The sequence below is a fragment of the Embleya hyalina genome (assembly GCF_003967355.1).
Taxonomy (GTDB): domain Bacteria; phylum Actinomycetota; class Actinomycetes; order Streptomycetales; family Streptomycetaceae; genus Embleya; species Embleya hyalina.
Window position 1 is genome coordinate 65,692 of record NZ_BIFH01000028.1, and the last position, 24,064, is coordinate 89,755.

At 72.9% G+C, this 24,064-nt stretch carries 21 protein-coding genes; 10 read left to right on the plus strand and 11 right to left on the minus strand.

Going from position 1 to position 24,064, the window contains the following annotated elements; genetic code table 11:
- Positions 1-8: 8 nt before the first annotated feature.
- From EMA17_RS30615 to EMA17_RS30635, 5 genes are all read right to left on the minus strand, one after another.
- Positions 9-776 (minus strand): TetR/AcrR family transcriptional regulator, encoded by a 768-nt coding sequence (locus tag EMA17_RS30615; protein ID WP_126640401.1) that lies wholly within the window; start codon positions 774-776, stop codon positions 9-11.
- Between the two features lie 11 nt (positions 777-787).
- On the minus strand, positions 788-1,303 hold the full coding sequence (locus EMA17_RS30620) for a thiol-disulfide oxidoreductase DCC family protein (protein ID WP_126640402.1): 516 nt from the start codon (positions 1,301-1,303) through the stop codon (positions 788-790).
- A gap of 5 nt (positions 1,304-1,308) precedes the next feature.
- Positions 1,309-1,755, minus strand: coding sequence for a hypothetical protein (locus tag EMA17_RS30625; RefSeq protein WP_246126999.1), 447 nt, complete (start codon positions 1,753-1,755; stop codon positions 1,309-1,311).
- 179 nt (positions 1,756-1,934) lie between these two features.
- Positions 1,935-3,146, minus strand: a complete 1,212-nt coding sequence (locus EMA17_RS30630) for an FAD-dependent oxidoreductase (protein ID WP_126640403.1) — start codon at positions 3,144-3,146, stop codon at positions 1,935-1,937.
- Between the two features lie 83 nt (positions 3,147-3,229).
- Positions 3,230-3,682 carry a hypothetical protein gene (locus tag EMA17_RS30635; protein ID WP_126640404.1) on the minus strand — a complete coding sequence of 151 codons (453 nt, stop codon included), beginning with the start codon at positions 3,680-3,682 and terminating at the stop codon, positions 3,230-3,232.
- Positions 3,683-3,800: 118 nt separating this feature from the next.
- On the opposite strand from EMA17_RS30635, the gene EMA17_RS30640 reads away from it, so the two are divergent.
- From EMA17_RS30640 to EMA17_RS30665, 6 genes are all read left to right on the plus strand, one after another.
- Entirely contained in the window at positions 3,801-4,409 is a 609-nt protein-coding gene (locus EMA17_RS30640) for a PadR family transcriptional regulator (protein WP_170222270.1), read from the plus strand.
- 128 nt (positions 4,410-4,537) lie between these two features.
- Complete coding sequence (locus EMA17_RS52025) at positions 4,538-4,855, plus strand: peptidylprolyl isomerase (protein ID WP_160161617.1); 318 nt, start codon at positions 4,538-4,540, stop codon at positions 4,853-4,855.
- A gap of 136 nt (positions 4,856-4,991) precedes the next feature.
- Positions 4,992-5,783 carry a S1 family peptidase gene (locus EMA17_RS30650; protein WP_160161618.1) on the plus strand — a complete coding sequence of 264 codons (792 nt, stop codon included), beginning with the start codon at positions 4,992-4,994 and terminating at the stop codon, positions 5,781-5,783.
- A 99-nt stretch (positions 5,784-5,882) separates the two neighbouring features.
- Positions 5,883-6,407, plus strand: a complete 525-nt coding sequence (locus EMA17_RS30655) for a PadR family transcriptional regulator (protein WP_126640407.1) — start codon at positions 5,883-5,885, stop codon at positions 6,405-6,407.
- Positions 6,404-7,084, plus strand: a complete 681-nt coding sequence (locus EMA17_RS30660; RefSeq protein ID WP_126640408.1) for an ABC transporter ATP-binding protein — start codon at positions 6,404-6,406, stop codon at positions 7,082-7,084. Before EMA17_RS30655 ends, EMA17_RS30660 begins: the two co-directional genes overlap by 4 nt.
- Positions 7,085-7,104: 20 nt before the next feature.
- Complete coding sequence (locus EMA17_RS30665) at positions 7,105-9,405, plus strand: FtsX-like permease family protein (protein ID WP_126640409.1); 2,301 nt, start codon at positions 7,105-7,107, stop codon at positions 9,403-9,405.
- Between the two features lie 128 nt (positions 9,406-9,533).
- Here EMA17_RS30665 and EMA17_RS30670 read toward each other — a convergent pair whose 3' ends face one another.
- Positions 9,534-10,346 (minus strand): SAM-dependent methyltransferase, encoded by an 813-nt coding sequence (locus EMA17_RS30670; protein ID WP_246127000.1) that lies wholly within the window; start codon positions 10,344-10,346, stop codon positions 9,534-9,536.
- 921 nt (positions 10,347-11,267) lie between these two features.
- Here EMA17_RS30670 and EMA17_RS30675 point away from each other — a divergent pair.
- The 3 genes from EMA17_RS30675 (at position 11,268) to EMA17_RS30685 (ending at position 13,935) form a co-directional block, all read left to right on the plus strand.
- A complete protein-coding gene (locus EMA17_RS30675; RefSeq protein ID WP_160161619.1) occupies positions 11,268-12,296 on the plus strand; it encodes a helix-turn-helix domain-containing protein in 1,029 nt (342 codons plus the stop codon).
- A gap of 49 nt (positions 12,297-12,345) precedes the next feature.
- Complete coding sequence (locus tag EMA17_RS30680; protein ID WP_126640412.1) at positions 12,346-12,921, plus strand: hypothetical protein; 576 nt, start codon at positions 12,346-12,348, stop codon at positions 12,919-12,921.
- Between the two features lie 201 nt (positions 12,922-13,122).
- Positions 13,123-13,935: an SAM-dependent methyltransferase gene (locus EMA17_RS30685; protein ID WP_126640413.1), complete on the plus strand. Its 813-nt coding sequence runs from the start codon at positions 13,123-13,125 to the stop codon at positions 13,933-13,935.
- Positions 13,936-13,966: 31 nt separating this feature from the next.
- On the opposite strand, the gene EMA17_RS30690 is transcribed toward EMA17_RS30685, so the two are convergent.
- Positions 13,967-14,893, minus strand: coding sequence for a helix-turn-helix domain-containing protein (locus EMA17_RS30690; RefSeq protein WP_126640414.1), 927 nt, complete (start codon positions 14,891-14,893; stop codon positions 13,967-13,969).
- Between the two features lie 90 nt (positions 14,894-14,983).
- Entirely contained in the window at positions 14,984-15,217 is a 234-nt protein-coding gene (locus EMA17_RS30695; RefSeq protein WP_126640507.1) for a DUF397 domain-containing protein, read from the minus strand.
- 569 nt (positions 15,218-15,786) lie between these two features.
- Between EMA17_RS30695 and EMA17_RS30700 the strand changes: the two genes are divergently transcribed.
- Positions 15,787-18,669, plus strand: coding sequence for a helix-turn-helix transcriptional regulator (locus EMA17_RS30700; protein ID WP_160161620.1), 2,883 nt, complete (start codon positions 15,787-15,789; stop codon positions 18,667-18,669).
- A 55-nt stretch (positions 18,670-18,724) separates the two neighbouring features.
- Here EMA17_RS30700 and EMA17_RS30705 read toward each other — a convergent pair whose 3' ends face one another.
- The 3 genes from EMA17_RS30705 to EMA17_RS30715 form a co-directional block, all read right to left on the minus strand.
- Entirely contained in the window at positions 18,725-19,561 is an 837-nt protein-coding gene (locus EMA17_RS30705) for a class I SAM-dependent methyltransferase (protein WP_160161621.1), read from the minus strand.
- The gene (locus EMA17_RS30710) at positions 19,558-20,970 is read right to left on the minus strand and encodes a cytochrome P450 (protein ID WP_126640417.1); all 1,413 of its coding nucleotides are present in this window, start codon (positions 20,968-20,970) and stop codon (positions 19,558-19,560) included. Before EMA17_RS30710 ends, EMA17_RS30705 begins: the two co-directional genes overlap by 4 nt.
- Before the next feature lie 64 nt (positions 20,971-21,034).
- Positions 21,035-24,022: an NHLP bacteriocin export ABC transporter permease/ATPase subunit gene (locus tag EMA17_RS30715; protein WP_126640418.1), complete on the minus strand. Its 2,988-nt coding sequence runs from the start codon at positions 24,020-24,022 to the stop codon at positions 21,035-21,037.
- Positions 24,023-24,064 lie beyond the last annotated feature (42 nt).

Consider the following 24,064-nt stretch of genomic DNA (forward strand, 5'->3'; position numbering starts at 1 on the left):
GCGGTGGACTATCCGCGCTGTTCGGGTGGGTCGGGGGGCGTGGCGCCCTCCGGGACGATGTAGTCGCGGATGAGGCGTTCGGCGTCGCGCACCAGGGGGCGGAAGACCTTGTAGCGGGACAGGGTGATCACGCGTTCCACCATCGGGGTGGTGCGGGCCACGAAGGCACGGGACTTGGCGCGCTCGGGGGATCGGTCGTACACCCAGAAGAGCACGATGCCCATCAGGTGCAGCCACAACAACTCCGGCAGCAGTTCCGCGAGTTCGTCGTCGATGCGGAGCGAGGAGCCGCGCAGCACGTCGGCGAACAACGCGGTGACCTGTTCGCGGATCGGGTAGGACTCCGCGGAGAACGGGCTGAGCGGGCTCTCCGGGTCGGCGGCGTTGCGGAAGAACTGGACCGCGAACGCGTGATAGGGCTCGGCCACCTCCAGCCACACCGACAGCACGACCTGGAGCCGGTCGCCGAAGTCGCGGACACCGCGCAACTCCTGCCGGCAGCGGGTGATGTGCTCGTGGGTGAGGCGGTCGTAGAAGCCGTGGATCAGGTGCTCTTTGGAGCCGAAGTAGTAGTAGGCGTTGCCGACCGAGACGCCGGACTCCTGGGCGATGGCCCGCATGGTCGTCTTGTCGTAGCCGCGTTCGCGGAAGAGCCGCAGCGCGGTCTCCAGGATCAGGGACCGCGTCTGCTCGCTCTTGCCGGGGCGCCCGCCCGGGTCCGGCCTGTCGCCGCCGTCGGTCGGGTTCGCTGCGTCGGTGCCTGCCACGTGCTCCACGAGAGGCAAGGTTAGTGGGCGAGCTCGCAGGCATCGTCACACTCGACGACCGTCCAGGGTTCCCGGTAGGGGTCGCCGTTCGGGTCGGGCGGCAGAGGGCCCCGGTGGGTGGCCGAGCGGATCCGGGCCGCGCCCAGGACGGCGGCCCGGGCCATCGGCATCCCGATTGGCGTGCCGAGCCGGAAGGACAGGCCGCGGTACGCGCGCAGCGCCCACAACACGGTGACCCACGCGGCGGCGCCGAACCACACCTCGCCCGAGCCGCCGACCACGGTGAGTTCGCGCAGGGTGGCGGCGTGGTCCAGGTCGGGATAGCGGTTGCGGGCCCGCGGCGAGCCGGCCGGCACCAGGTCGACCGCGATCAGGGTCGGCTGCCGGGCGATCCAGCCGGACAGCGCGGTGCACAGCGGGCAGTCGGGGTCGAAGAGGATGGTGATCCGGCGGACCGGGGGCGGCGGGGCGGGGGTGCCGCGCCGGGCCGTACCCTCCGATCGGCCCGGCGCGGCGTTCCCCTGGGAGATGGTCATCGGGATCAGACCCCGGGAGCCGGGTGGGTGGTGCCCTGGGGCGCGATCGGCGGACCGTAGGCCCGGCCGGACAACTTCCGGGCCCGCTGGGGCGCGTCGGTCGCCTCGTCCAGGCCGCGCTGCCGGATCCGGCTCAGCACGTAGACGTTGAGCAGGTGCAGCCCGCCCAGGACCAGCGACACGGTGCCGAGCTTGACGGACAGCGCCTCGACCGAGCCGCGTGCGTCGTCGACGGTGTCGCCGACCTTGAGGTAGAGCGCGACGAAGCCGAGGTTGACGAGGTAGAAGCCGACCACCAGGAGGTGGTTGACGGCGGCCGCGAGTTCTTCGCGACCGCGCAGGACGTCCTGCAGGAAGATCTGTCCGTTGCGGCTCAGCGTGCGCGCCACCCACACGGTGAGCGCGATGCTGATGACCAGGTAGATGGCATAGGTCAGGACGGTCATGTCCATGGACCGGCTCCTTTTTGAACGTGTTCAAACTGGCCGACGCCGGTGACTCTAGACCTGTTTTTGAACACGTTCAAGTTGTTGGGCGGGCGGTGCGCGAGACGGGTCGGAACGCATGAAACCCGTCGATCACCCCGCAAAGGCGGGGTGATCGACGGGTTTCGGTGGGCGGGGCCGGACGGTCAGGCGGCGACCGGCGCGGACCAGTCGATGTGGTGGCGCTGCGCCTCGCCGAACATCCGCTCCGGGGTCAGTACGGTGCGGGTCATGACCGGCATCAGCAGGGCCATGACGGCCTTGGCGAGCGGCCCCGCGGCCTTGCTGTTGTTGGTCTTGGCGGCAGCGGCGGCGATCTTCTCGACCCGGGGCCGGCGCATCGCCTCGTACGCGGCGAACGCGGCGGTCGGGTCGGGGAGGTCGCGCAGGCAGCGGGCGAGTTGTACGCCGCTCTCCATCGCGAGCGAGGCGCCCTGGCCGGAACTGGCGGAGGGGGCGTGCGCGGAGTCGCCGACCAGGACCAGTCGATCGCGGTACCAGTGCGGCAGCGGTGGCATCAGTTCGAGCGGACCGGCGACCATGAGGTCGTCGGCGGAGGCCGCGCGCAGCACCGCCTCGGCGGGTACGTCGCCCGCGTGCGCCTCGCGCAGCAGGCCGAGCCAGCGCTCGGCGGAGATCGCCCGGGCCTCGGCCGTGGTCATCGGCGCGTGCGGCAGATTGCTGAACAGGGCCACGCTGCCGTCGGTCCGGGTCCAATAACCGAAGAAGGCGCGCTTGCCGAAGGCGAAGTGCATGGTGTCGGGGGCGGTCCGGGGGTCGCCGTCGCCCGGCAGGTAGGCGCCGACGCCGAAGCCGAGCAGGCCGACGTATTCCGGGCCGGGCGCGGCGGGATCGATCAGCGCGCGGACCGTGGAGCGGATGCCGTCCGCGCCGATCAGGATGTCGGCGGTCGCGGTGCTCCCGTCGGCGAACTCGGCGGTGACGCCGTCGGGTTCCTCTCGCATCCCGACGAGCCGGCGGCCGTGTTCGGTGCGGATGTCGTGGTCGAGGGCGTGCTCGCGCAACACCCGGTGCAGGTCGGCGCGCAGCACGGTGCGGCTCGGGGGCAGGCCGGGCAGGCCGGGGGCGCCGCCGAGGCGCCGTCCGCGACCGTTCTCGAAGACCATGTCGGAGGTCGGCTGACCGATCGCGCACACCGCCTCCTCGGCGTCGATCACCCGCAGTGCGTCGAGCCCGTTGGGCGCGATGCTCAGCGCGCCGCCCGACGCGTCGCGGGTCGCGATGTCGGTATACGCCTCGTACACGGTGGCCTCGATGCCGGCCCTGCGCAGCGCGCATGCCGTCACCGGTCCGGCGATGCCGCCGCCGATGATCATCGCGGTCCTGACGCGGTTCATGTCATTGCTCCGAGGTGAGGGCGGCGCGGGGCGGGGGCCGGCTCGCGCCGATGTCGGTGATTGCGGGTGGCCGGCGGTGGTGGTCAGGGGGTGTGCGCGGGGTCGGCCACGGTGGGCGTGGTGCCGTCGCGGCGGGCGCGTCGCACGTCCTCGACGAACTCGCGGCTGAACATCGCGGACCACACCGCGACGCCGCTGCGGTGGATCCGGATCTCGCCGTGGTCGATCGCACCGACGAGGCGGATCACCCGGCCCTCGGCGGCGGCCGGCGCGGCGCAGTCCCCGACCCGGCCGCGACCGATCCAGCGCAGCCCGCTCTGCTCGATCACCGCGTCGTCGGGGACCAGGAGCTTGAGCGTCGCGTGGTCCAGATCGACCCGGATCTCGATGTCGCCCTCCTCGATCCGCGGTGAGCGCAGGTCGAGCACGGTGGCGGCCCGCCGTTCGCGGACCTCGAAGGTGGTCGCGGTGGTCCAGTGGCCCAGGTGCTTGGTGGTGGTGTGGTCGGCGTGGATGCGGACCGGGGTGGTGGTCATCGGCAGGCTCCTCGGGATGGGCGGGCGGCTTCGATGAATCGATAGTTGCATGGCTACTAGTATTCTGGCAACTAGTTCTGCTGTGGCTAGTTGCCGGGACTCCAGTAGGGTTGGCTGCATGACGACGACTTTCCGCAGGTCACCGCTGGCTCTGGCGCTGCTGGGCCTGCTCTACCGGGACCCGATGCACCCGTATGCGATTCAGCAGCGGATCAAGCAGTGGGGCAAGGACAAGGTCGTCAACGTGGGCCAGCGCGCGTCGCTGTACAAGACGATCAATCGGCTGCGCGAGGCCGGGTTGATCGTGGTGCGTGAGACCGAGCGCGATCAGCAGTACCCGGAGCGGACCGTCTACGAGATCACCGAGGCGGGGCGCGCCGCGTGCCACGCCTGGATGGCGGAGATGGTGGCCACACCACGCAACGAGTTCCCCGAATTCCCGGCGGCGCTGTCCTTCCTGGCACTGGTCACCCCGAAGACGGCACACGAGTTGTTGACCCGACGTCGGGAGGCGCTGGTCGCCGGACTCGCCGATCTGGACGCGGAGGCGGCGCGGACGGCGTCGATGAAGCTGCCGCGGGTGGTGTTGCTGGAGGACGAATACCTGCGCGCGATGACCGACGCGGAACTGCGCTGGGTCGACGCGGTATCGGACGATCTGGCGGCGGGCCGGCTGGCCTGGGACCAGGCGTCGCTGGCCGCCTTCGTCGACGCGACGGCGGAGTAGCCGCCGAGCGCGCCACTGCCGGCGCCTCCCCGGGGTGCTCGCGCGGCGGCCGTATCATCCACCTGATCGACAACTCGGTGACCGCGCTCGGCCCGGGCGCGCCGGGTGGCGACGACCCGGGAGCGACCTTGTCCGACGCACTGGAATACCACGTCCTGCACATCGCGGTGGAGACGGAGAGCGAGGGGCGCGCCATCCTCGACGAACTGGCCCGGGATCCCGGCCGATTCGGCGAACTCGCGCGCAAACGCTCGAAGGACCCGCTGTCCGCGGCCAAGGGCGGCGACCTGGGCTGGGGGCAGGAGGACGACTACGCCGACGCGTTCGCCGAGGCCCTGGTGGCGCTGCGCCCCGGACAGGTGAGCGACCTGGTTCCGGCCCAGTACGGCTTCCACATCGTCAAGCTGGTGAACACCCGACCGGCCCGCTACGTCGACGAGGACTGAGCCGGCACTCGTTCGGGTGATGAATCCCGCGCGGACGCATCCGGGTGCCGGCGGTGCGCGTCCCAGGGGTAGGAGCGTCGTCGTGCGGCGGGAACCCCCGTCGTGCGGGCGTGCGATCGAAGGGGATACCCGGGACATGACTCGTACTCGGCACACGTCGGACACCCGCCGGCCCGGCGCGGCGAAGGTGTTCGGCGCGGCGGTCGTCGCCCTGGCCGCCGTCGGACTCTGCGCGCCGTCCGCCTCGGCGGTGCGCAACGGTACCGACGCGCCGGCCGGAGCCGCGCCGTACACCGTCGCGCTGTACACCGCCGACGGCGAACTGCTGTGCGGCGGAACGCTGGTGGCCCCGACCAAGGTGCTCACCGCGGCGCACTGCGCGACGGCGGTGGACGACCCGACCGGCATCACCGTGGTCGCCGGCAAGGTCGAGTTGACCGCGCCCGGCGGTCGCACCAGGAAGGTGACCGGCGCGCGCGTGCACTCGAAGTTCGCCCAGGGCACGCTCACCTACGACGCCGCCGTGCTGACGCTGGACCGGTCGCTCGCGGACCCGACGCTGCCGATCGCCGGCGCCGAGGACGGCGCGCTGTACACCCTCGGCAAGTCCGCGACCGTCTACGGCTGGGGCAAGCGCGACGGCGGAGTGCCCACCACGCGGCAGCAGCGGACCACGCTGGTGTTGTCGCCGGTGGCGTCCTGCGAGCCGTACACCTTCCCCGGGGACACCACGGCCACCAAGGTGTGCGGCCTGCCCCCGGCCGCCAACCCCGGAACCAGTATCTGCCGGGGCGACTCGGGCGGGCCGCTCGTGGCCGGCGGCAAACTGATCGGCATCGTGTCGTCGGGCAACAAGTACTGCGACGGCGCCCAGCCGCGCTCGGTGTTCACCCGCGCGAGCGCGGTCGCCAAGGACCTGGGCCTCTAGCGCCTCCTTTCCCCTCCCGGGCCCGTCACCGCACGCGGTGACGGGCCCTCGGCACCCCGCTATACACACGAGGTATACCTGGTGCGTATAGTGCTGGTCATGTCAATCGGCCACACCCTGCTCGGGCTCCTGGAGTCCGGACCCTGCCACGGCTACGACCTCAAGCGCAGCTTCGACGAGCGCTTCGGACGCGACCGTGCTCTCGCCTACGGCCAGGTCTACTCGACCATGTCGCGGCTGTTGAAGAACGGCCTCGTCGAGATAGACGGGCTCGAATCGGGCGGTGGTCCCGAGCGCAAGCGCTACGCGATCACCGACGCCGGTGTCACCGACGTCGAACAGTGGCTCGGCCGGCCGGAGACGCCGGAGCCCTATCTCCAGTCGACGCTCTACACCAAGGTCGTCCTCGCGCTGCTGACCGGCCGGGACGCCGCGGACATCCTCGACACCCAGCGTGCCGAGCACCTGACCATGATGCGCGAGTTGACCCGGCGCAAGATCGACGGCGATCTCGGTGACCGACTGATCTGCGACCACGCGCTGTTCCACCTCGAGGCGGACCTGCGCTGGCTCGAACTCACCGCCGCCCGGCTCGGCGAACTCACCCTGGAGATCCGCAAGTGACCGACTCCCTGCTCAGCGGCCACGACCTGCACAAGACCTACGGATCGACGCCCGCCCTCGCCGGCGCGGAGTTCACCATCCGGTCGGGCGAGGTGGTGGCCATCATGGGCCCGTCCGGATCGGGCAAGTCGACCCTGCTGCACTGCCTGGCCGGCATCGTGCGCCCCGACTCCGGCACCATCCGCTACGACGGCCGCGACCTGACCGCCATGTCGGACGGCGGGCGCAGCGCGCTGCGCCGCAGCGACTTCGGCTTCGTCTTCCAGTTCGGCCAACTCGTACCCGAACTGACCTGCCTGGAGAACGTCGCGCTGCCGCTGCGGCTGAACGCGGTCAAGCGCAAGGAGGCCGAGGCCCGGGGGCTGGAGTGGATGGAGCGCCTGGAGGTGGCCGACCTCGCGCGCAAGCGGCCCGGCGAGATCTCCGGCGGCCAGGGCCAGCGCATCGCGGTGGCCCGCGCGCTGGTGATCCGTCCCCGGGTGGTCTTCGCGGACGAGCCGACCGGTGCGCTGGACTCGCTCAACGGCGAACGCGTGATGCAACTGCTGATCGGGGCGGCCCGATCCACCGACGCCGCGATCGTCCTGGTCACCCACGAGGCGCGGATCGCCGCCTACTCCGACCGGGAGATCGTCGTCCGCGACGGCCGGTCCCGGGACATGGCGCGCGCCGCGTGAACGTGCTCCGTGATCTCAGGATGGGTGCCGGATTCGCGGTCACCGGCGGCCGGGAAGGCTGGATCCGCACGCTGTTGACCGCGATCGGCGTGGGCCTCGGGGTGGCGCTGCTGCTGCTGACCACCGCGATTCCGGGCGCGCTGTCCGCGCGGGACGAGCGGGGCCGCGATCGCAACGAACAGCGCGGGCAGGCGGCGCAGGCCGGCGACCACACGCTGCTGATCGCGCACGCCGACACCACCTACAAGGGCGACGAGATCCGCGGTCGGCTCCTGCGGGCGGAAGCCCCGAAGGCGCCGATCCCGCCGGGGTTGGCCAAGATCCCCCTGCCGGGCGAGATGGTCGTCTCGCCCGCGCTGGCCGACCTGCTCGACTCGAGCCGGGGGCGGCTGCTCCGGGAACGGCTCCCCTACCGCACGGTCGGCACGATCGGTGACAAGGGCCTGATCGGCCCGGACGAACTGGCCTTCTACGCCGGGAACGACACCGTGACCACCGGCGACAGATGGAGTTCGGTACTGCGGATCACCGCGTTCGGCAGCCCGTTTCCCGCCGACCCGATGGATCCCCGGCTGGTGTTGCTGGTCGTGGTGATGTTCGTGGTGCTGCTGATGCCGGTCGCGGTGCTGATCGCCACGGCGGTGCGGTTCGGCGGCGAGCGGCGGGACCGGCGGCTCGCGGCGTTGCGGCTGGTCGGCGCCGACGCGCGGACGACCCGATGGATCGCGGCGGGGGAGGCGCTCGCGGGATCACTGTTCGGCTTGCTGTTCGGGCTCGGGTTCTTTCTGATCGGGCGCCAACTGACCGGTGTGGCATCCGCGTTCGACCTGAGCATCTTCCCCGCCGATCTGGACCCGAGTGTGCCGCTCGCGGTGCTCGTGGCGCTGGCGGTGCCGTTCGCGGCGGTCGCGGTGACGCTCTTCGCGCTGCGTGCGGTGGTGATCGAACCGCTGGGCGTGGTCCGTGCCGGCACGCCCCCTCGGCGCCGGGTGTGGTGGCGCCTGCTGCTGCCGGTCGCGGGGATGGTCGCGCTGTACCCGCTGATCCGCCAGGGATCGGAGAGCGGGCAGTTCAACCGGGGACAGGTCGTGCTCGGCGTGGTGTTGCTCCTGCTCGGTGTCACCGCGATGTTGCCCTGGCTCGTGGAGGCGGTGGTGGCTCGACTCGGCGCCGGCCGGGTGCCGTGGCAACTGGCGGTCCGGCGCCTCCAACTCGGCAGTACGTCGGCGGCCCGGGCGGTCAACGGCATCGCGGTCGCGGTGGCGGGGGCGATCGCGCTCCAGATGCTCTTCCTGGGGATCGAGAACGACTACACCAAGGAGACCGGCGCGGATACGACGCGTGCGCAACTCGCGGTGAGCTCCGACGCACAGGTGGGCACCGAGGGGATCGCGCGGATCGCCGGGCAGATCCGGGAGACGAAGGGGGTGCGCAGCGTCTTCGGGCGATCCGGCACCCGCATCGCCGAGCCGGGCGAGGATTCCGGTCCGGGCGCGTCGCTGACGATCGGGACGTGCGACACGCTGCGCGAGCTGGCCCGGATCGAGGGGTGCGCGGACGGGGACACGTTCATCGTCGACCCGCGCACGTCGAATTCCGTCGGAGGCATGCAGCCGGCGCCCGGCAAGAACGTGGTCATCGATCCGGGCCAGGGCCCGCGTACGTCGGCCGCGCCCACGCCGTGGCTGATCCCCAAGGCCGCGCGCACCGTCCCGGGGCGGGCGGACGGGAGCGGGATCGCCCCCGACGGGGTGTTGGCGACTCCCGGCGCGGTGCCGGCCGCCGTGACCCGGCAGCTGCCGTACTCGATGACCGTGGCGCTCGACCCGGCGGTGCCGGACGCGATCGACCTGGCGCGCAACGCCATGGCCCGGGTGGATCCGTTGGCGCAGGTGTACACGCTGAACGAGACCCGGGAATCCCGACGGTTCGCGAACGTCCGTACCGCGCTGTTCATCGGCTCGACGGTGGTGCTGCTGATGATCGGCGCGAGTCTGCTGGTGACCATGCTGGAACAGCTGCGCGAACGGCGGAAGTTGTTGTCGGTTCTGGTCGCGTTCGGCACCCGGCGCAGCACGTTGAGCTGGTCGATCCTGTATCAGACGGCGATCCCGGTGGTGCTCGGCCTGTTCCTCGCGGCGGGCACCGGGGTGGCGTTGGGCGCGGCGCTGCTCGGCATGGTGCAACGTCCGTTCGGCGTGGACTGGACCGGCCTGGCGTCGATGACCGGGATCGGCGCGGGCGTGGTGCTGTTGGTCACGGCGCTGAGTCTGCCGCCGCTGTGGCGGATGATGCGCCCGGACGGGCTGCGCACGGAGTAACGGACGAAGCGGCGGACGGTACGGCCGAACGCGCGGCGGCGTCGGGCCCGGAGACTTCGGGCCCGACGCCGCCGTGGTGGTTCGGAAGCCGCAGGTCCGGGCGGCTTCGGCGTCTGTGCGCGATGGGGTCAGGGCTTGCGGGCGACCGCGCCGAACTGCGGGACGATCGACGGGAGTTCGCCGTCGACGGGGGTGGCTCGCCAGCGGGCGCAGGAGACGATGCCCGGGTCGAGCAGGTCCAGGCCGGCGAAGAAGCGGGTGAACTCGGCGAGGCTGCGGGCGGTGATCGGCGGGGTGGCGTTCTCGTTCCAGAACCGCATGGCGTCGACGTTGCCCTCGCCGCCGAGTTCGGTGGTCGGGTGGGTGATCACCAGGTGGCTGCCCGACGGTACGGCGGCCATCAGTCGGCCGACGATGTCCACGGCGATGTCGGTGTCGAGGATGAAGTTGAGGCTGCCGAGCAACATCACCGCGACCGGGCGGTCGAAGTCCAGCGTCGCCTTCGCGTCCCGGACGATGGCGTCGGGGTGGTGCGCGTCGGCGTGGATGTAGTCGGTGGCGCCCTCGGGGGTGCTGGTGAGCAGCGCGCGGGCGTGCGCCAGGACCAGCGGGTCGTTGTCCACGTAGACGATCCGCGAGGCGGGGTTCACCCGCTGGGCGACCTCGTGCGTGTTGTCGGCGGTGGGCAGCCCGGTGCCGATGTCGAGGAACTGGTCCATCCCGGCCTCGCCGGCCAGGAAGCGCACCGCGCGACCCAGGAACTCCCGGTCCGCCCGGGCGACTTCGCCGATGCTCGGGAACATGCTCGTGACGTGGTCGCCGACCTTGCGGTCGATCGGGTAGTTGTCCTTGCCGCCCAGCCAGTGATTCCAGACCCGGGCGTTGTGCGCGACGTCGGGCCCCGAGATCGGCTGGCCCTCGGACGGTCGGTTCTCGCTCACGGCGGTGGTTCCTTTTCCTGTCCGCCGTTCACCCGGTGTGTCCCGAACGAATGGCTGCGCGCACGAGCGCCTTCGAACCCGTTCGCGAACCATTGTGCCAGGCACCGACCGCTCGGTTCGGTGCGGTGTCGGGCGTGTCGGCGGGCGTGTCGCGGATGCGGCGCGTGCCGTGCACGTCCTGCGCGCCGTGTATGTCCTGCATGTCGTGCGTGCCGTACGTGTCGTGCGTGTCCGTGGAAAGTCGGCCGGTATCCGCGCTCGATGGTGGATTGTGCGGGCATCGGTGCGGGGCGGGGGAGGATTCGTGCGGGGTGATTTATGGGCGGGGTCGGGGCCCGGCTCCTTTGCATATGCAATTGCATGGATGTCACTCGCAGGGGTGGATTCGTGCTCCGGGTGGGTTTCGACGCGGTCGATCGGAGAAATCGGGACGTTCCTCCGCGGTGACGTCTTCCGATCGAGTCGCCCCTGCCCATGGCCGGTTTGTGCCATGTGACCTGCGCTTCTTTGTGCGCCGTGGGATCGTTGTCGGCGGATCCGACGGCGTCCGAGGGCGACTTCGAGGCGTCGGGGCGACCGGCCGTGCATTTGCATTTCTCGGGTTTCCTTGGCGTTTCGGAAACTCTGGGGGTAGCTTCCGGAGCGTCGAACGATCCGGATCGACGGTCGTCGCCCGGGGTCGCGAGGGAACAACGATCAAGGAACCGAACATGGTGGTCGACTTATCCGCCGGAGAACTTTCGGACGATCTCCGGCGATTCCCGAGAACGGTATTTCCCGCTTTCCGTTCGGGGAAGGCACTCGGCATGCGGGGGCGGCGGCCGGCCGGCTCCGGTCGGGCACCTCGGTCTCGGCCGTGAGGCGCGCGCGAACCGGGGACGGTGCCGGGGCCACGCCCGGGACCGGAGGGAGAGACACGGGATGAACGCCCGCAGGGGCATCACCACGTGCGCCGCGTGCGGTCGACGCTTCGCGCGACGCGACACGGGCGACCGCAAGCGGCGCTACTGCGATCCCGGTTGCCGGCGGCGGGCGCGTACGGCGCGGGAGCGGGAGGCGCCGCCGGCCGCCGACCTCCGGGGGCTGGAAGCGGGCATCGTGGCGATTCTGCGCCGGGTCGCCTGTGCGCTGGAGGAGGCCGAACGTACGCGCGAGCCGCTGCGTGTCCGGCTGGCCTACGCGGACCGGCTGAGCGGCGAGACCCAGCGATATCGCGCGGTGGTGGGCGAGGTCCCGCCCGGCACGACGATGCGGCCGCGCCCGGAGTGGTCCGCGCAGTTGGCCGCGCGTCTGGGGGCCCGGTCGCATCCGGGCGAGGACGCGCGCGGGGACGCGGACCTGTCGGCGTCCCAGCACGCCGGCGAGCGGCTGGCGGCGGCGTTGCGCGAACTGCGCCGTACCGCCGGGGTCACCGTCGCCGACCTGGCCTGGCAGGCCGGGATCAGCGAGGAGTTCCTGGCCCGGATCCTGGCCGGGGAGGTGTTCGCGTCCTGGCCGGTGGTGGAGACGCTGGCCGGGAAACTGGGCGGCGAGGCGGCGGAGTTGCGTGCCCTGTGGGAGTGCTCGCGCGGGGTCGACCACGGCATCCGGCGGGAACTGCCGGATCTGGCCGCGTTGTTCATCGCGATGGTGCGCGGCCTGTGGCTGGCCGCCGGGCGTCCCGCGCCGGATCGGGTCGGCGGCGGGCCGTTGCGCCCCGGCACCGTCGAGCGGGTCCTGGCCGGCGAGTTGATCCCGGACCGGGCCGGCGCCGAACTGCTGGTGGAGCGACTGGGGGCGCATCCGGACGTGATCCGGCGGTTGTGGAAACAGGTGCACTACGGCGTGCTGATCCGCTTCGGCGACGCCGGATTCCCCGCGGGAGGACTGCCATTCGCCGCCCTGCCGGGGTCCGGGTCGCGGCCGCGCCCGGTGACCGGGACGCACACCGGCGACGGCGATGTCGGCTGACCCGGGTGCGACGGCGCGTACGGCCGTCGGGACGTGTGCGGAGGCGTCGGTGTCCGCCGTGCGGTGCCCGGTGGCGCCGGCGGCCGTCGAGTCGGAGTCGGATCGGGCCGATGGCGAGCCGGTCGGTTCCGGCGGGGTGTCCGCGGCGCCGATCGACCTCACCGCGTTCCGTCCGCCGGATCGGGCGCGGTGGGCGCGGTCCGCCCGGTTGCGGGTGGTCGATCCCGTGCGGGGTGGGCCGGCCGTGCGGTCGGCCGTGGCCGACCTCGTCGGTACCCGGGCCGACGTGCCGCGCGGGCCCGATCCGACCGCCGGGGCCCGGCACATCCCGGGTCGGGTCGCCACCGCCCTACCCCCCGCCCGGGGCACCCCGTACGACGCCCTGCCGTGGGCGCGGGCGGGCGCGGTGGCGCCGCACCGCCGGCTCGGCATGACCGCGACCGCCGCGGCCGACCTCATGGGCACCGATCCGCCCGAGCCGGCCGCTCGATCGGTCCCGGCCGAGCGCGGCCTGCCCGCCGCCGTGGTCAGGACCCCCGAACGCCGTCCCGACGCCGTGCGGCGCCCGGACGGCCGAGACGCCCCGATCCACCCCCGCGGTCCCGACGGCCCGGGCGGCGGATGAGGGCGTGCGGGTCGTGCGCAACCCGTGCCGCGCGACCCGCTTCTCGCCCCACCGTGCCGTTTCGCGCCTCGCCCGGACCACCGACTTCCCGGCCGGAGTGCCTGCCCCGACGTACGTCACGCATCTAGCATGGTGCGCGCACGGGCGGCGACCGGGAGACCGCGGTGGGTCCCGGCGAGCGCGGACGCACGAGGGGGCGCGATGGGGAACGCGAATGGGCCGATGCCCGAGATCGACGTGGACACACCGAGTGCGGCACGGATGTACGACTGGTATCTCGGCGGCACCGACAACTACCCCGCCGATCGCGAGGCCTGCGAGGAACTGCTCGAGATCGTGCCCAGCACGCGCGAACTGGCGCTGAACAACCGGGCGTTCCTACGCCGGGTGGTGCGGGTGCTGGCCGCCGAGTACGGCGTACGGCAGTTCCTGGACCACGGATCCGGGCTGCCCACCCGGGACAACGTGCATCAGGTGGCGCAGCGTGTGGACCCCGCGTCCCGGGTGGTCTACGTCGACAACGACCCCATCGTGCTGGCCCACGGCCGGATGTTGCTGGAGGAGAACGAGAACACCGCCGTCGTCCAGGCCGACATGACCGATACCGAGGGCATCTTCGGGCGCCCCGAGGTCGAGCGGCTGATCCGGCTCGACGAACCGGTCGCGGCGCTGTTCGTCTCGGTCCTGCACTGCCTGCCCGAGTCCGCCGGGCCCGGGGAGATGATCCGCCGGGTCGCCGACCGACTGCCCCCGGGCAGCTTCATGGTGATCTGCCAACTGGTCAGCGAGGACCCGGCGATCCGGGACGGGGTGAGCGACTTCATGGCCCGGGCCACCGGCGGCAACTGGGGTCGGGTACGCGATCGTGCCCAGGTGGACGACTACTTCACCGGGTTGAGCGTGCTCGAACCCGGGCTGGTGGAGGTGTCCACGTGGCGCCCGGACTCGCAGGTCGCCGCGCGCCAACAGACCGACGAGTGGATCGAGTACGGCGGCCTGGCCCGGGTGCGCTGACCCGGGCGTCCGGGCGGGGCACGACCCGGCGTCAGTCCTCGGCGGCCGCGGTGAAGTGGCGTTCGGCGTCGCGCAACATACGTTCGCTGGAGGCCCGATTCTCGGCCACCGCCCACAGGCGGAGCAGGATCTCCCGATAGGCGTCGATGTCCGCGCGCCTGCTCAGGTAGGTCGCGCTGTTCGCCTGCTCCAGGTAGATCATCTCGCTCGGCCCGCCCGAGGCGAAGCGGAGATAGGTCATCGGCGACGGCGGGGCGACACCTGCGGCCCGATCGAAGCGCACCACGCGGATGTTGATCCGCTCCCGCGCCGACTCGGCCAACAGGTGCCGCATCTGCGCGGCCATCACCGACGGACCCCCGACGGGTCGGCGCAGGATGCCCTCGTCCAACAGCGCGGTCAGATCCGGGCGATGCTCGTCCGTGAGCAACGCCTGCCGCTGAACCCGAAGTTCGATGCGGCGCTCGACCTCCTCGGGCGCGGCGCGGGGCAGGCCCGAGCGCACCACGGCGCGGATGTACTCGGGCACCTGGAGCAGGCCCGGCACCACGTGCACCTCGTAGGTGTCGATCTTGGTGGCCGAGTCCTCCATCCCGATCAACCGGGTCAGCCAGCCCGGCATCACGTCGCTGTAGTGGCTCCACCAGGCCCGCTCCAGCGCCTTCTTCAGCAACTCCTCTATCTCGGAGAGGGATTCCTCGTCCCGGACCCCGTAGTAGCGGACCAGGTCGAAGACGTCCCGGGGGCGCGGCGGGCTCTCGCCGCGCTCCAGTCGGCTGATCTTGGACATCGACGCCCGGATCGCCTCGGCCGCGTCCTTCAGCCCCCGGCCGTTGTCCAGCCGCAACTTGCGCAGTGTCGCGCCGAGCACCTTGACGGCCGCGGCCGGACTGGTCTGCTGGGTGAGGGACACCACGGGTGCGATCGACGGCGCGCGGGCCGGGTGTTCGGCGGACATGGGAACTCCAAGGGGCAGACGGACGCCCGCCATTATCCCGAGCCGGGATCCCGCGTGTCCGTCGATTGGGCCACCGCGATGCGGTCCGGGTCAGCCGATCGGCTCGGCACACCCCCGGAGTCCGGAGTCCGCGACGAAGCCGGCCAGGCTCGCCCGGGAGTAGACCAGGGCCGGTCCCCGCGCCCGTTGCGAGTCGCGGACCGCGATCGCGCCGCCGGGCAGCAGCGCCACTTCCACACAGTTGCCCTCGGCCGTACTCGCACTGCTCTTCACCCAGGTCACCGACCCGAGCGAGTCCGCCGCATCCCCGTTGCCGGCACGCATCGTCGTCACCCTCCCGCTTCCGTCCGATCACTGCCCCCTGCGGCGCGACCTCGGACGGCTCCGCCATTCATGCAAAACCAGGTGCATTCGCATCATGGAACCGATGGCGGGCGCAGTCACGGGAATCGCCGAAACCGAGTGGCCTCGATTCCCGGCGTCAAGGGGCGATTCCGGCCCGAATCGGCGGGTTTCGCGCCGTGTCGGATCGTGTTGAAATCCGTTCAACGGACGGTCACAAGATCCTTGCGTAGAGTTGGAGATCGGGTCTTGTGGCACGCCGCCGCAATGGCGTAACAAGGAACCCGCTGCTGGAGACAGAGCCGATCGGCGTGCCCTACGTCCCGATTTCGGGCCGCCGCGCACCGCGTTGGACCGGGGGGCCCACACGGTGCGAACGGAACCGCGAGCGCACGGCCGGCCCCGGGCGGGACGGTGGTCGAGAACGTACGTGTCCTACCGCTGCGGCCCCGCGGGGAGCCGTCGGCGGCGTTCCCGACGACAATCGGGCTGCCCGGTCTCCCCGCAGGGTGTCGCGGTGCGGGCCGCGCTGGGGGGAAGGGGTCGCTTCAGTGGAACCGGAGCGGGTATCCGAACTTTCCGATCTGCTGGCGCACGCACGCGCCTCACGGACCGGAGCCGGCGGACGCGCCGTGATCATCCGTACCGCGTCGGGGATGTGGTGCCGCGAACTGCTCGTCGAGTTCACCGAGCGCCAACGCCGCGCGGGCGCCGCTCCCGTGCTGGTCTCCTGCCAGCACCGCGACGCCCGCGAACCCTTCGCCGCGCTGCGCCAGTTGCTCGCCGGGCTCGGCGACGCGGCGCAGCCGGCCGGGGACGACCGGTTCGACGAACTGCGCCGCGCGCTTCCGCACGCCGTGCCCGAGGACCACGGGCGGCCGCTGTTCGACGAGTTGTACGAGGTGCTGCTGACCGCCGTCCGGCGCTGCCCCCGGGTGATCGTCGTCGACCACGCGCAGTGGATGGACGACGCCTCGCTGCGGTGGTTCGCGCACCTGGTGCGCCGGTTGACCCGACTGCCGCTGCTCGTGGTGCTCGGCGTGCGCGTGGACGACGACCTGCCCGCACGCGACGCCCTCGACGACATCGGCGCGCAGGCCGCCTGCCACGAGAGCACGCTGCGCCCGCTGTCCGTGCACAGCGCACGGGAGTTGGTGCAACGCGCCTACGCCGGCCGGGTCCCCGACGACCCGTTCGTACGCCTGTGCCACCACGTCACCGGCGGGGTGCCGGCGTATCTGGCCCGGTTGATCGACACCCAACTCCAGGCCGGACTGCCGCCGGAACTGGGCCCGACCCGCTCCGGCGTCCACCTCGACGGGCGGCCCCGACAGACCCGGGCCGACCACATCCGTCGGATCGCCGCCCGGATCGAGGCGGCCGCGGTGACCGCACGCCTGGCCCGACAACCCGAGCGGGTCCGGGCGTTGGCGCAGACCACCGCGCTGTTCGGCGACGGCGCCGACCTGGACATCGTGGCCGACCTGCTGGGCACCGGGCCGGACCGGCTGGACGGGCCACTGGCCGAACTCGTCCGGGTCGGCGTGCTGCGCGACACACCCTCCGGCGGCCGGTTGTCGTTCCGCACCCCCGAACTTCGCGACGCCGTGCACGACACGATCCCCGAGACGCTGCTGCGCGATCGGCATGTGCGGGCCGCCCGCCGACTCGGCGACTACGGCGCGCCGCCGACGCGCGTCGCCGAACACCTGTTGCGGATCGACACGTTGCACGTGGACGACCACGCGTGGGCGGGGGCGGTGCTCTACGAGGCGGGCCGGGCCGCGCTGGAGGCGGGCGCGACGCTGCGCTGCGCCGAATACGCCCGGCGTGCGCTGCGCGACGACCCGGCCGCCGAACACCGGGCGCGCCTGCTCGTGTTGCTGGGCCGCGCCGAGGTGCCCACCGCGCCCGAGGCGGCCGCACGGCACCTGGAGGAGGCGCTGCGGCTGCTCACCGATCCCGGCGAACGGGCCGAGGCGGTCCTGGAGTTGTGCCACGCGCACGTGCTGCGCCAGGGGGACAGCGTGGAGGCGGTGATGCGGCCCGCCCGGGACGCGGCGGCACGGCTCGGCGAACTCGCCGAGCGGGACTGCCCCGACCCGGACGTGCGGCTGCGGCTGCGGGCCATCGCGCACCTGGGCGGACCGGCCGCCGGCGCCGAGGCCCGATGCGACCGGGCGGCCCGGTCCGGCCTCGACCGCGCCGCAGCCGAGGTCACGGGCGTCACCGCGGGCGAGCGCGAACTGCTGGCCGCGTTCGCGTCGGACAGCGCGTGCCGGGCCGAGCCCAGCGCCATCGCGCTGGACCTGATCGAGCGTGCGCTGGCGGGCGAACCGCCCCGGGGCGGCGCGTCGGCGCTGCTCCTGCTGCGCAGCGTGGTGGTGCTGGCCTGGGCCGGCCGGCTGGACGAGGCCCGGGTGTGGGCGGGCGGCCTGACCGCGGCGATCCCGATCGGCCCGGCCCACTCGCGGATCGGGCTGCCCGCCGTCGTCGCGCACTGCCTGTGCGCGGACATCGCGCTGCGCGCGGGCGACCTGGCCGAGGCGCTGGCCGAGGCGCGCATCGCCGGCCGGCTCGCGCGCGGCCCCGAACTGTCCGCGCTCACCCAGCTGACCAGGGTGCAACTGGCGCGCATCCGGGTGGTGTTGGGGCAGTACGACGCGGCGACCACGATGTTGCGCGGGGCCCTGGGCGTGCCGCGGGCACGGGCCACCGCGCTGGGTGTGCGGGCCCGATGTAGGCACGCGGCCGGGGACCCGCGCGGGGCTCTGGCCGACCACCTCGAATGCGGCCGACGACTGACCGAACTGGGCATCGTCAACCCGGCGCTGAGCGACTGGCGCGGCGGGGCCGGGGCGGCCCTGGTGGACCTGGATCGGCGGGCCGAGGCGGCGCCGCTGTTCGAGGAGGGCCTGGAGATCGCCCGCCGCTGGGGTGCGCCCGCCCCGATCGGCGAGGCGCTGCGCAACCGGGCGCGGATCGAGGGTCCACGCGGCGCCATCCGGCTCCTGGAGGAGTCGGTGGCGATCCTGGAGCACTCCGGCGCCCGGCTCCAACTGGCCGAGTCCCTGGTCGAGTCGGGCCGGGTGTACGCGCTGGCCGGTCAACCGGCGGCGGCCCGCCTGGCGTTGCGGCGAGGCATGGGGCTGGCCCAGGAGTGCGGCTGGGATCTGCTGGTCGAGCGGGCGCACAAGGACCTGCTCGCCTGCGGCGGCCGGCTGCGCCGGACCAGCCTGTCCGGCCCCGGCTCGCTGACCCCCTCGGAGCGGCAGATCGCGGAACTGGCCGCGGCCGGGCACACCAACCGGGCGATCGCCGAGTCGTTGTGCGTCACGCGCGGCACGGTGGAGGTGCATCTGACCCACGTCTACCGGAAGTTGGGTATCTCGGGCCGTACCGCGCTGTCCACGAGACTGGCGTCGACTCAGTGACGGTGACGCGCGTCGACATCGCGCGCCACCGTGGTCCGGGAGTGCCGAACTCTCCCTATGTCGTGGGTACTCGGCCGACCACCGCGAAGCCGAGGAGCAGGGTGAAGCCGTCGGCGGCGACGAAGCGTTCCCACGCCGCCATCGCCCGTGCGTACGTCCCCAGGCCCAGGGCGCCGCGCTCGACCAGCGGAAGCAGACGCTCGGGGGACAACTGCGGGGCGAGCGCGGCCGGGCCGCCGACCTCGTCGCTGGTGTAGGCGAACGGGCGTACGGTGATCCCGGTCAGGCCCGCGCGGCGCAGGATCCGGGGCAGCCGGCGAGCCACGAGGCGATCCCCGCCGTCGGCCGCCTGGGCCGTACCGAGGGCGCGGTAGGCGTCGGCGGACAGGGCCGACAGGTCCGGGTCCGCGCAACCCCACAGCCCGGCGTCCACGTCGATCACGGCCAGCACGCCGCCGGGCCGCAGCAGCGCGGCCAGCGCCCGGGCGGCGGCCACCGGGTCGGTCAGGTGCTGGAACACGTAGCGGGCCAGCACCAGGTCGAACGAGCCCGCCGGCAGCGGTGGTTCGGTCAGATCGCCGGCCACGTAGTCGATCCCCGCCGTCGGCGCCTCGGTCCGGGCCACCGCGAGCAGCCGCTCGTCCGCGTCCAGACCCACCAACCGGGTCCGCGGATCGGCCAGTTCGGCGCGCAGCCGGCGGGTGACCGCCCCGGTTCCGCAACCGGCGTCCAGCACCGCGCCGGCGACCGTGGGCGCCGTGTCCCGCAGCACCCGCCACTCGTGTGCCCAGCTCAGCTCGGCCTGGATCGCCAACCGGCGCACCTCGGCCGGCACCCCGCCGAGTTCGGCCTGCGGCCGATAGCTGCCCCCGGGGCGGGTCGGGCCGATCACGGCCGCCCCCCGGCGGCGGGCCGGTGCGCGGTCATCAGCAGGCCGTCCCTGGGCCGCAGGGTCACCAGCGCCTCGGGCACCACCGGATGCCCGGGCACACCGCGCAACTCCAGCCGCTGCAACACCGTGGCCAGCACCAGGACCGCCTCGGTCAGGGCGAACGACTGGCCGATGCACACCCGGGGCCCGCCGCCGAACGGCACGTAGGCGTGCGCGGGCCGGGCCGCCCGGGCGGTCGCGGTGAAGCGCTCGGGCCGGAAGCGTTCGGGCTCCTCCCATATCGCCGGGTGCCGGTGCAGGGTCCACGGGCTGATGCACACGAGGGTGCCCTCGGGCACGTGGCGGCCGTCGAGCACGTCGTCCGCCGCGGCCCGCCGGGAGATCAGCCACACCGGCGGATACAGCCGGATCGCCTCCTCCACGCAGCGCCGGGTCAGGTCCAGACGGGGCAGGTCCGCGGCCCGGGGCGGTCGGCCGGCCAGCACCTCGGCCAACTCGGCGCGGACCGCCGCCGCGGTCTCGGGATGGCGGTCGAGCAGGTGCACGGTCCAACTCAGCGCCTTGGCCGTGGTCTCGTGCCCGGCCATTACCATGGTCAGCACCTGGTCGTGCAGTTCGCGATCGCCGAGCGCGTCCCCGTGCGCGTCCCGGGCGCCGAGCATCGCGTCGAGCAGGTCGGCGGGCCGATCCGTGGGCGGGCCGGTGTAGCGCCGGGCGGCGACGAGCATGCCGACGACGCGGGCCAGGAAGGTCTGCGCGGCGGTGTACCGCCGGCGAAGCAGGGCCGGGTCCGCGTCCGCGTCGGTCGGCGTGCCGGGCTCGCCGTCGAAGTGGCCGATGAAGCGGTTGATGTCGTCGACCGCACGGCCGAACCCCCGGCCCGCCGCCGCCAGATCGGCGCCGAGCAGCGCGTCCGCGACGATCCGCAGGGTGAGCGCGGTGAAGTCGTGGTCGACCCGAATGGTCCGCCCCTCGTCGGCGGCCCGCTCCCACGCGGCGGCCAGGTCGACGGCCGCGTCGGTCATCAGCGTGTCGAACTCCTCGACCCGTCGCGGCCGGAACGCCGGCGCGCACAACCGGCGTTGCCGCTCCCAGGCGGGGCCGTCGCTGGTCAGCAGGCCCTTCCCGAGCAGCGGGGTGAGCATGAAGTCGTCCGGGGTGCCGGCCTTCGTCCACGCCGTGTAGTTGTCCTTGAGGATGTGCCGGACCAGGTCGGGGCGATTGACGAACCACACCACCTCGCCGCGCGTGCGATGGCTGCACAGGTCGCCGAACTCGGCGGCGAGCGTGGTGAGGAAGGCGAGCGGGTCGACCCGGATGTCGGCCAGGCCGAGGTCGTCGGCGGGGCCGGGCGGACGGGAATGGACGGGCGATCCGGGGGGACCGGAGTGGACGGGCGATCCGGGCACGGGAGCCTCCTGGGTGCGGTGGTGGCCGAACTCGCGGGCGGTGGGTGCTGCGGCCGACGGGGCCCTACGTCATCTGACGCTGGACCAGTTGGTGGAACAGGCCGTCCTCGTCGGCCAGCAACTGGTCCGGCGGCCCGGACTGGACGACCCGTCCGGCGTCGAGCACCACGATGCGATCGGCCTGCATCACGGTGGACAACCGGTGCGCGATGATGATCCGGGTGGCGTTCAGCCGTCGGGTGCTCTGGGTGACCACCTCCTGGGTGCGGTTGTCCAGCGCGCTGGTCGCCTCGTCGAAGAACAGGATGCGCGGCCGGCCGATCAGCGCCCGGGCGATCATCAGCCGTTGCCGCTGGCCGGCCGACAGGGTCACCGCGCCGTCGGAGAGCACGGTGTGCATGCCCATCGGCATCCGGCCCAGGTCCTGGTCCAGACCGGCCATCTCGGCCGCCTCCCAGGCCTCGTCCAGGGTGTAGTTGCGCAGTCCGCAGATGTTGTGCAGCACGCTGCCGGCGAACAGTTGCCCGTTCTGCAACACCACGCCGAACTGCCGGCGCACCGCCGCCACGTCCAGCGAGGCGAGGTCCTGGCCGTCGTAGAGCACCGAGCCGGTGGTCGGCTGCTCGAAGCCGATCAGCAGGCGCAGGAGGGTGGACTTGCCGCAGCCGGTGGGCCCGACGATGGCGACGAACTCCCCGGGCCGGGCCCGCAGGTTCACGTCGTCGAGCACCGGCGGGGCGTCCGGCGCGTAGCGGAACGACAGCCGGCTGACCTCGATGCCGCCGTACAGGTCGCCCGGCGGTTGTTTGGACTCCAGCACCTCGGGCAACTCGGCGAGCACCGGCCGCACCCCCTCGAACAGCGGTACCGCGGCGGCCATCATGGTGATGCTCGCGGTCATCTGGAGCATCGAGCCGAGCATCAGGGCGTAGGCCACGCTGAACGACAGGAACCCGCCGACGTCCAACTCCCCGTCGGCGGGGCCGGAGACCATCGCGAACAGGAGCAGCGTGCACAGCAGCAGATAGCCCGAGTTGAACACCGTGACCGTGTTCTGCAACCGACGGGTGCGCACCGACAACACCCGGCTGCGGGCGAAGCCCATCGCCCAGAACGCGAAGGCCCGGTCCTCGGCCGCCGCCACCCGCAACTTGGGCAGTCCGGTCAGCAGTTGGAACATCCGGCCGGACAACTCGTGTTCCTCGGCCATCAGTTCGCGCTGGCGACGCATCTGGCGCAGACCGGCGACCGCGCACACCGCGCCGCCCAGGGCGGCGAGCAGCAGGGCGAGCAGCGCCAGCGGCACACTGTAGAAGAACAGCAGGCCCAGGTTGACCAGGAAGATCAGACACGCCGGCACGAACAGCGCGGTGACCCCGCTGAGGATCTCGCGCAGCGCGCTGATGCCCAGCGCGGCGCTGCTCAGCGATCCGGAGGAGACGGACGCGAAGAACCCGGTGGACAGGCGCAACAGCCGGTCCCAGACGGCGGCCTGGGCGATCGCCTCGAACCGCCCCTCGACCCGCAGCAGCGAGAGGTTCTGCACCGCGGACAGCACCGCCGCCAGAAGCGCGGAAGCCAGCAGCACCACGCACATCTGGGTGACCAGGACCCGGTCGCCCTGCGGGACGAACACGCCGAGCACCTTCCCGGTCAACACCGGTACCGCCAGCCCGAGCAGCGCGGCGCCCAGACCGCAGGCGAACAGCACGAGTACGTCGCCCAGGCTGCCGCGCAGACCGAAGCGCAGCAGGGTGCGGGCACCGCCGGGGCGCTCGGGCAGGGCCGGATAGAACATGGTCGCCCGGTGTTCCAGGCGGGCCGCTCGGGCGCGGTCGACGGGTGTCCAGTCGGTGCCGGTGGGATCGAGCACGTGATAGCGCCGACGCCGCCACATCAGGGCCACCGGGCGGCGGGTGTCCGGGTCCGCGTCCGCCATGCGGGTGTGTCCGACCAGCGGGCCGGAGTCGGTACGCCACCAGCGACCCGTGAGCGCCACGTCGCGCACCCGGAAGCCGGACGAGACGGCGATCCGCTCCAGCGGGTCCAGCCGGGCGTCGGCGGCCTCCGAGGTGCCGCCCCGGGTGATCGTCACCCCGCTCGCCTGTCCGACCACCCGGGCCACCGCGAGATAGTCGTCCTGGTCGGCCACGTCCAGGCCGACCCGGTGCACCGGCCGGTAGGGGTCCAGGACCGCGCCGAGGGCGCGCGAGGAACGGCGCAGCGCGTCGGCGTCGACCTCGCGGCGCGCGTCCAGTTCCCGGCAGGCGTTGCCGCGCCGGCCGCGCAGGCGTTCGTCCACGCGCCGCATCAGGGTGTGCTGGTGGTGGGCCAGGTCGTGGGCGAACGGAGCCTCCGTGAGGACGTCCAGGGTGCGGACGACGTGCACGAGCGCGCCGCCGGCCGAGTACAGCCAGTCGGCCGCGCCGATCGCCAGCCGGCCGCCGAAGCCGACCGTGGCGCCCGCCTCGGGGACGTCGTCGGCGGGGGCGTCCCCGTCGGCCTCGTCCGGCCCGCCGATGGCCACCGACCCGGACAACACGCGCACCCACAGCGTGCCCGCGACCGAGCGGGCCGAGCCGCCGGCGGACAACTCGGCGCCCTCGCCCGCCTCCAGGGCGGTGAACGTACGCGGTGGCAGGCCCATCCGGACCGCGTCGGCCAGCGCGCCCAGGCCCCGGTCCAGGCCCGCCGCGAAGCGGCCCGCGAAGGCCGCGTCGACCGCGGCGGCGGCCAGGACGTCGGCCAGCGGCGCGGCCCGCACCGTCCCGCCGGGCAGCGGTTTGCCCAACATCGCGGTACCGCCGGCCGGCGCCCCGCACAGCACCGTCCCGGCCCCCACCCGGCACAGGAACTGCCAGCGCCCGCCCTCCTCCCGGGTGGTGGCGAACACGTCCACCATGCCGGCGGTGACGAACCAGACCTGGCGGGCGCCGTCGAGTGCGCAGGCCCCGGCGAGTTCGGGGCCGAGCGCGGCACCGAGCGCGTGCAGGTCCGGCGGCGCGTCGTCGGGCGGCTCGGCGGGCTCGAAGCCCTGCGTGGGCTCGGTCATCCTTCCTCCTCGTTCTCCGTGGGGACGGCTCCGTGGGGGCAG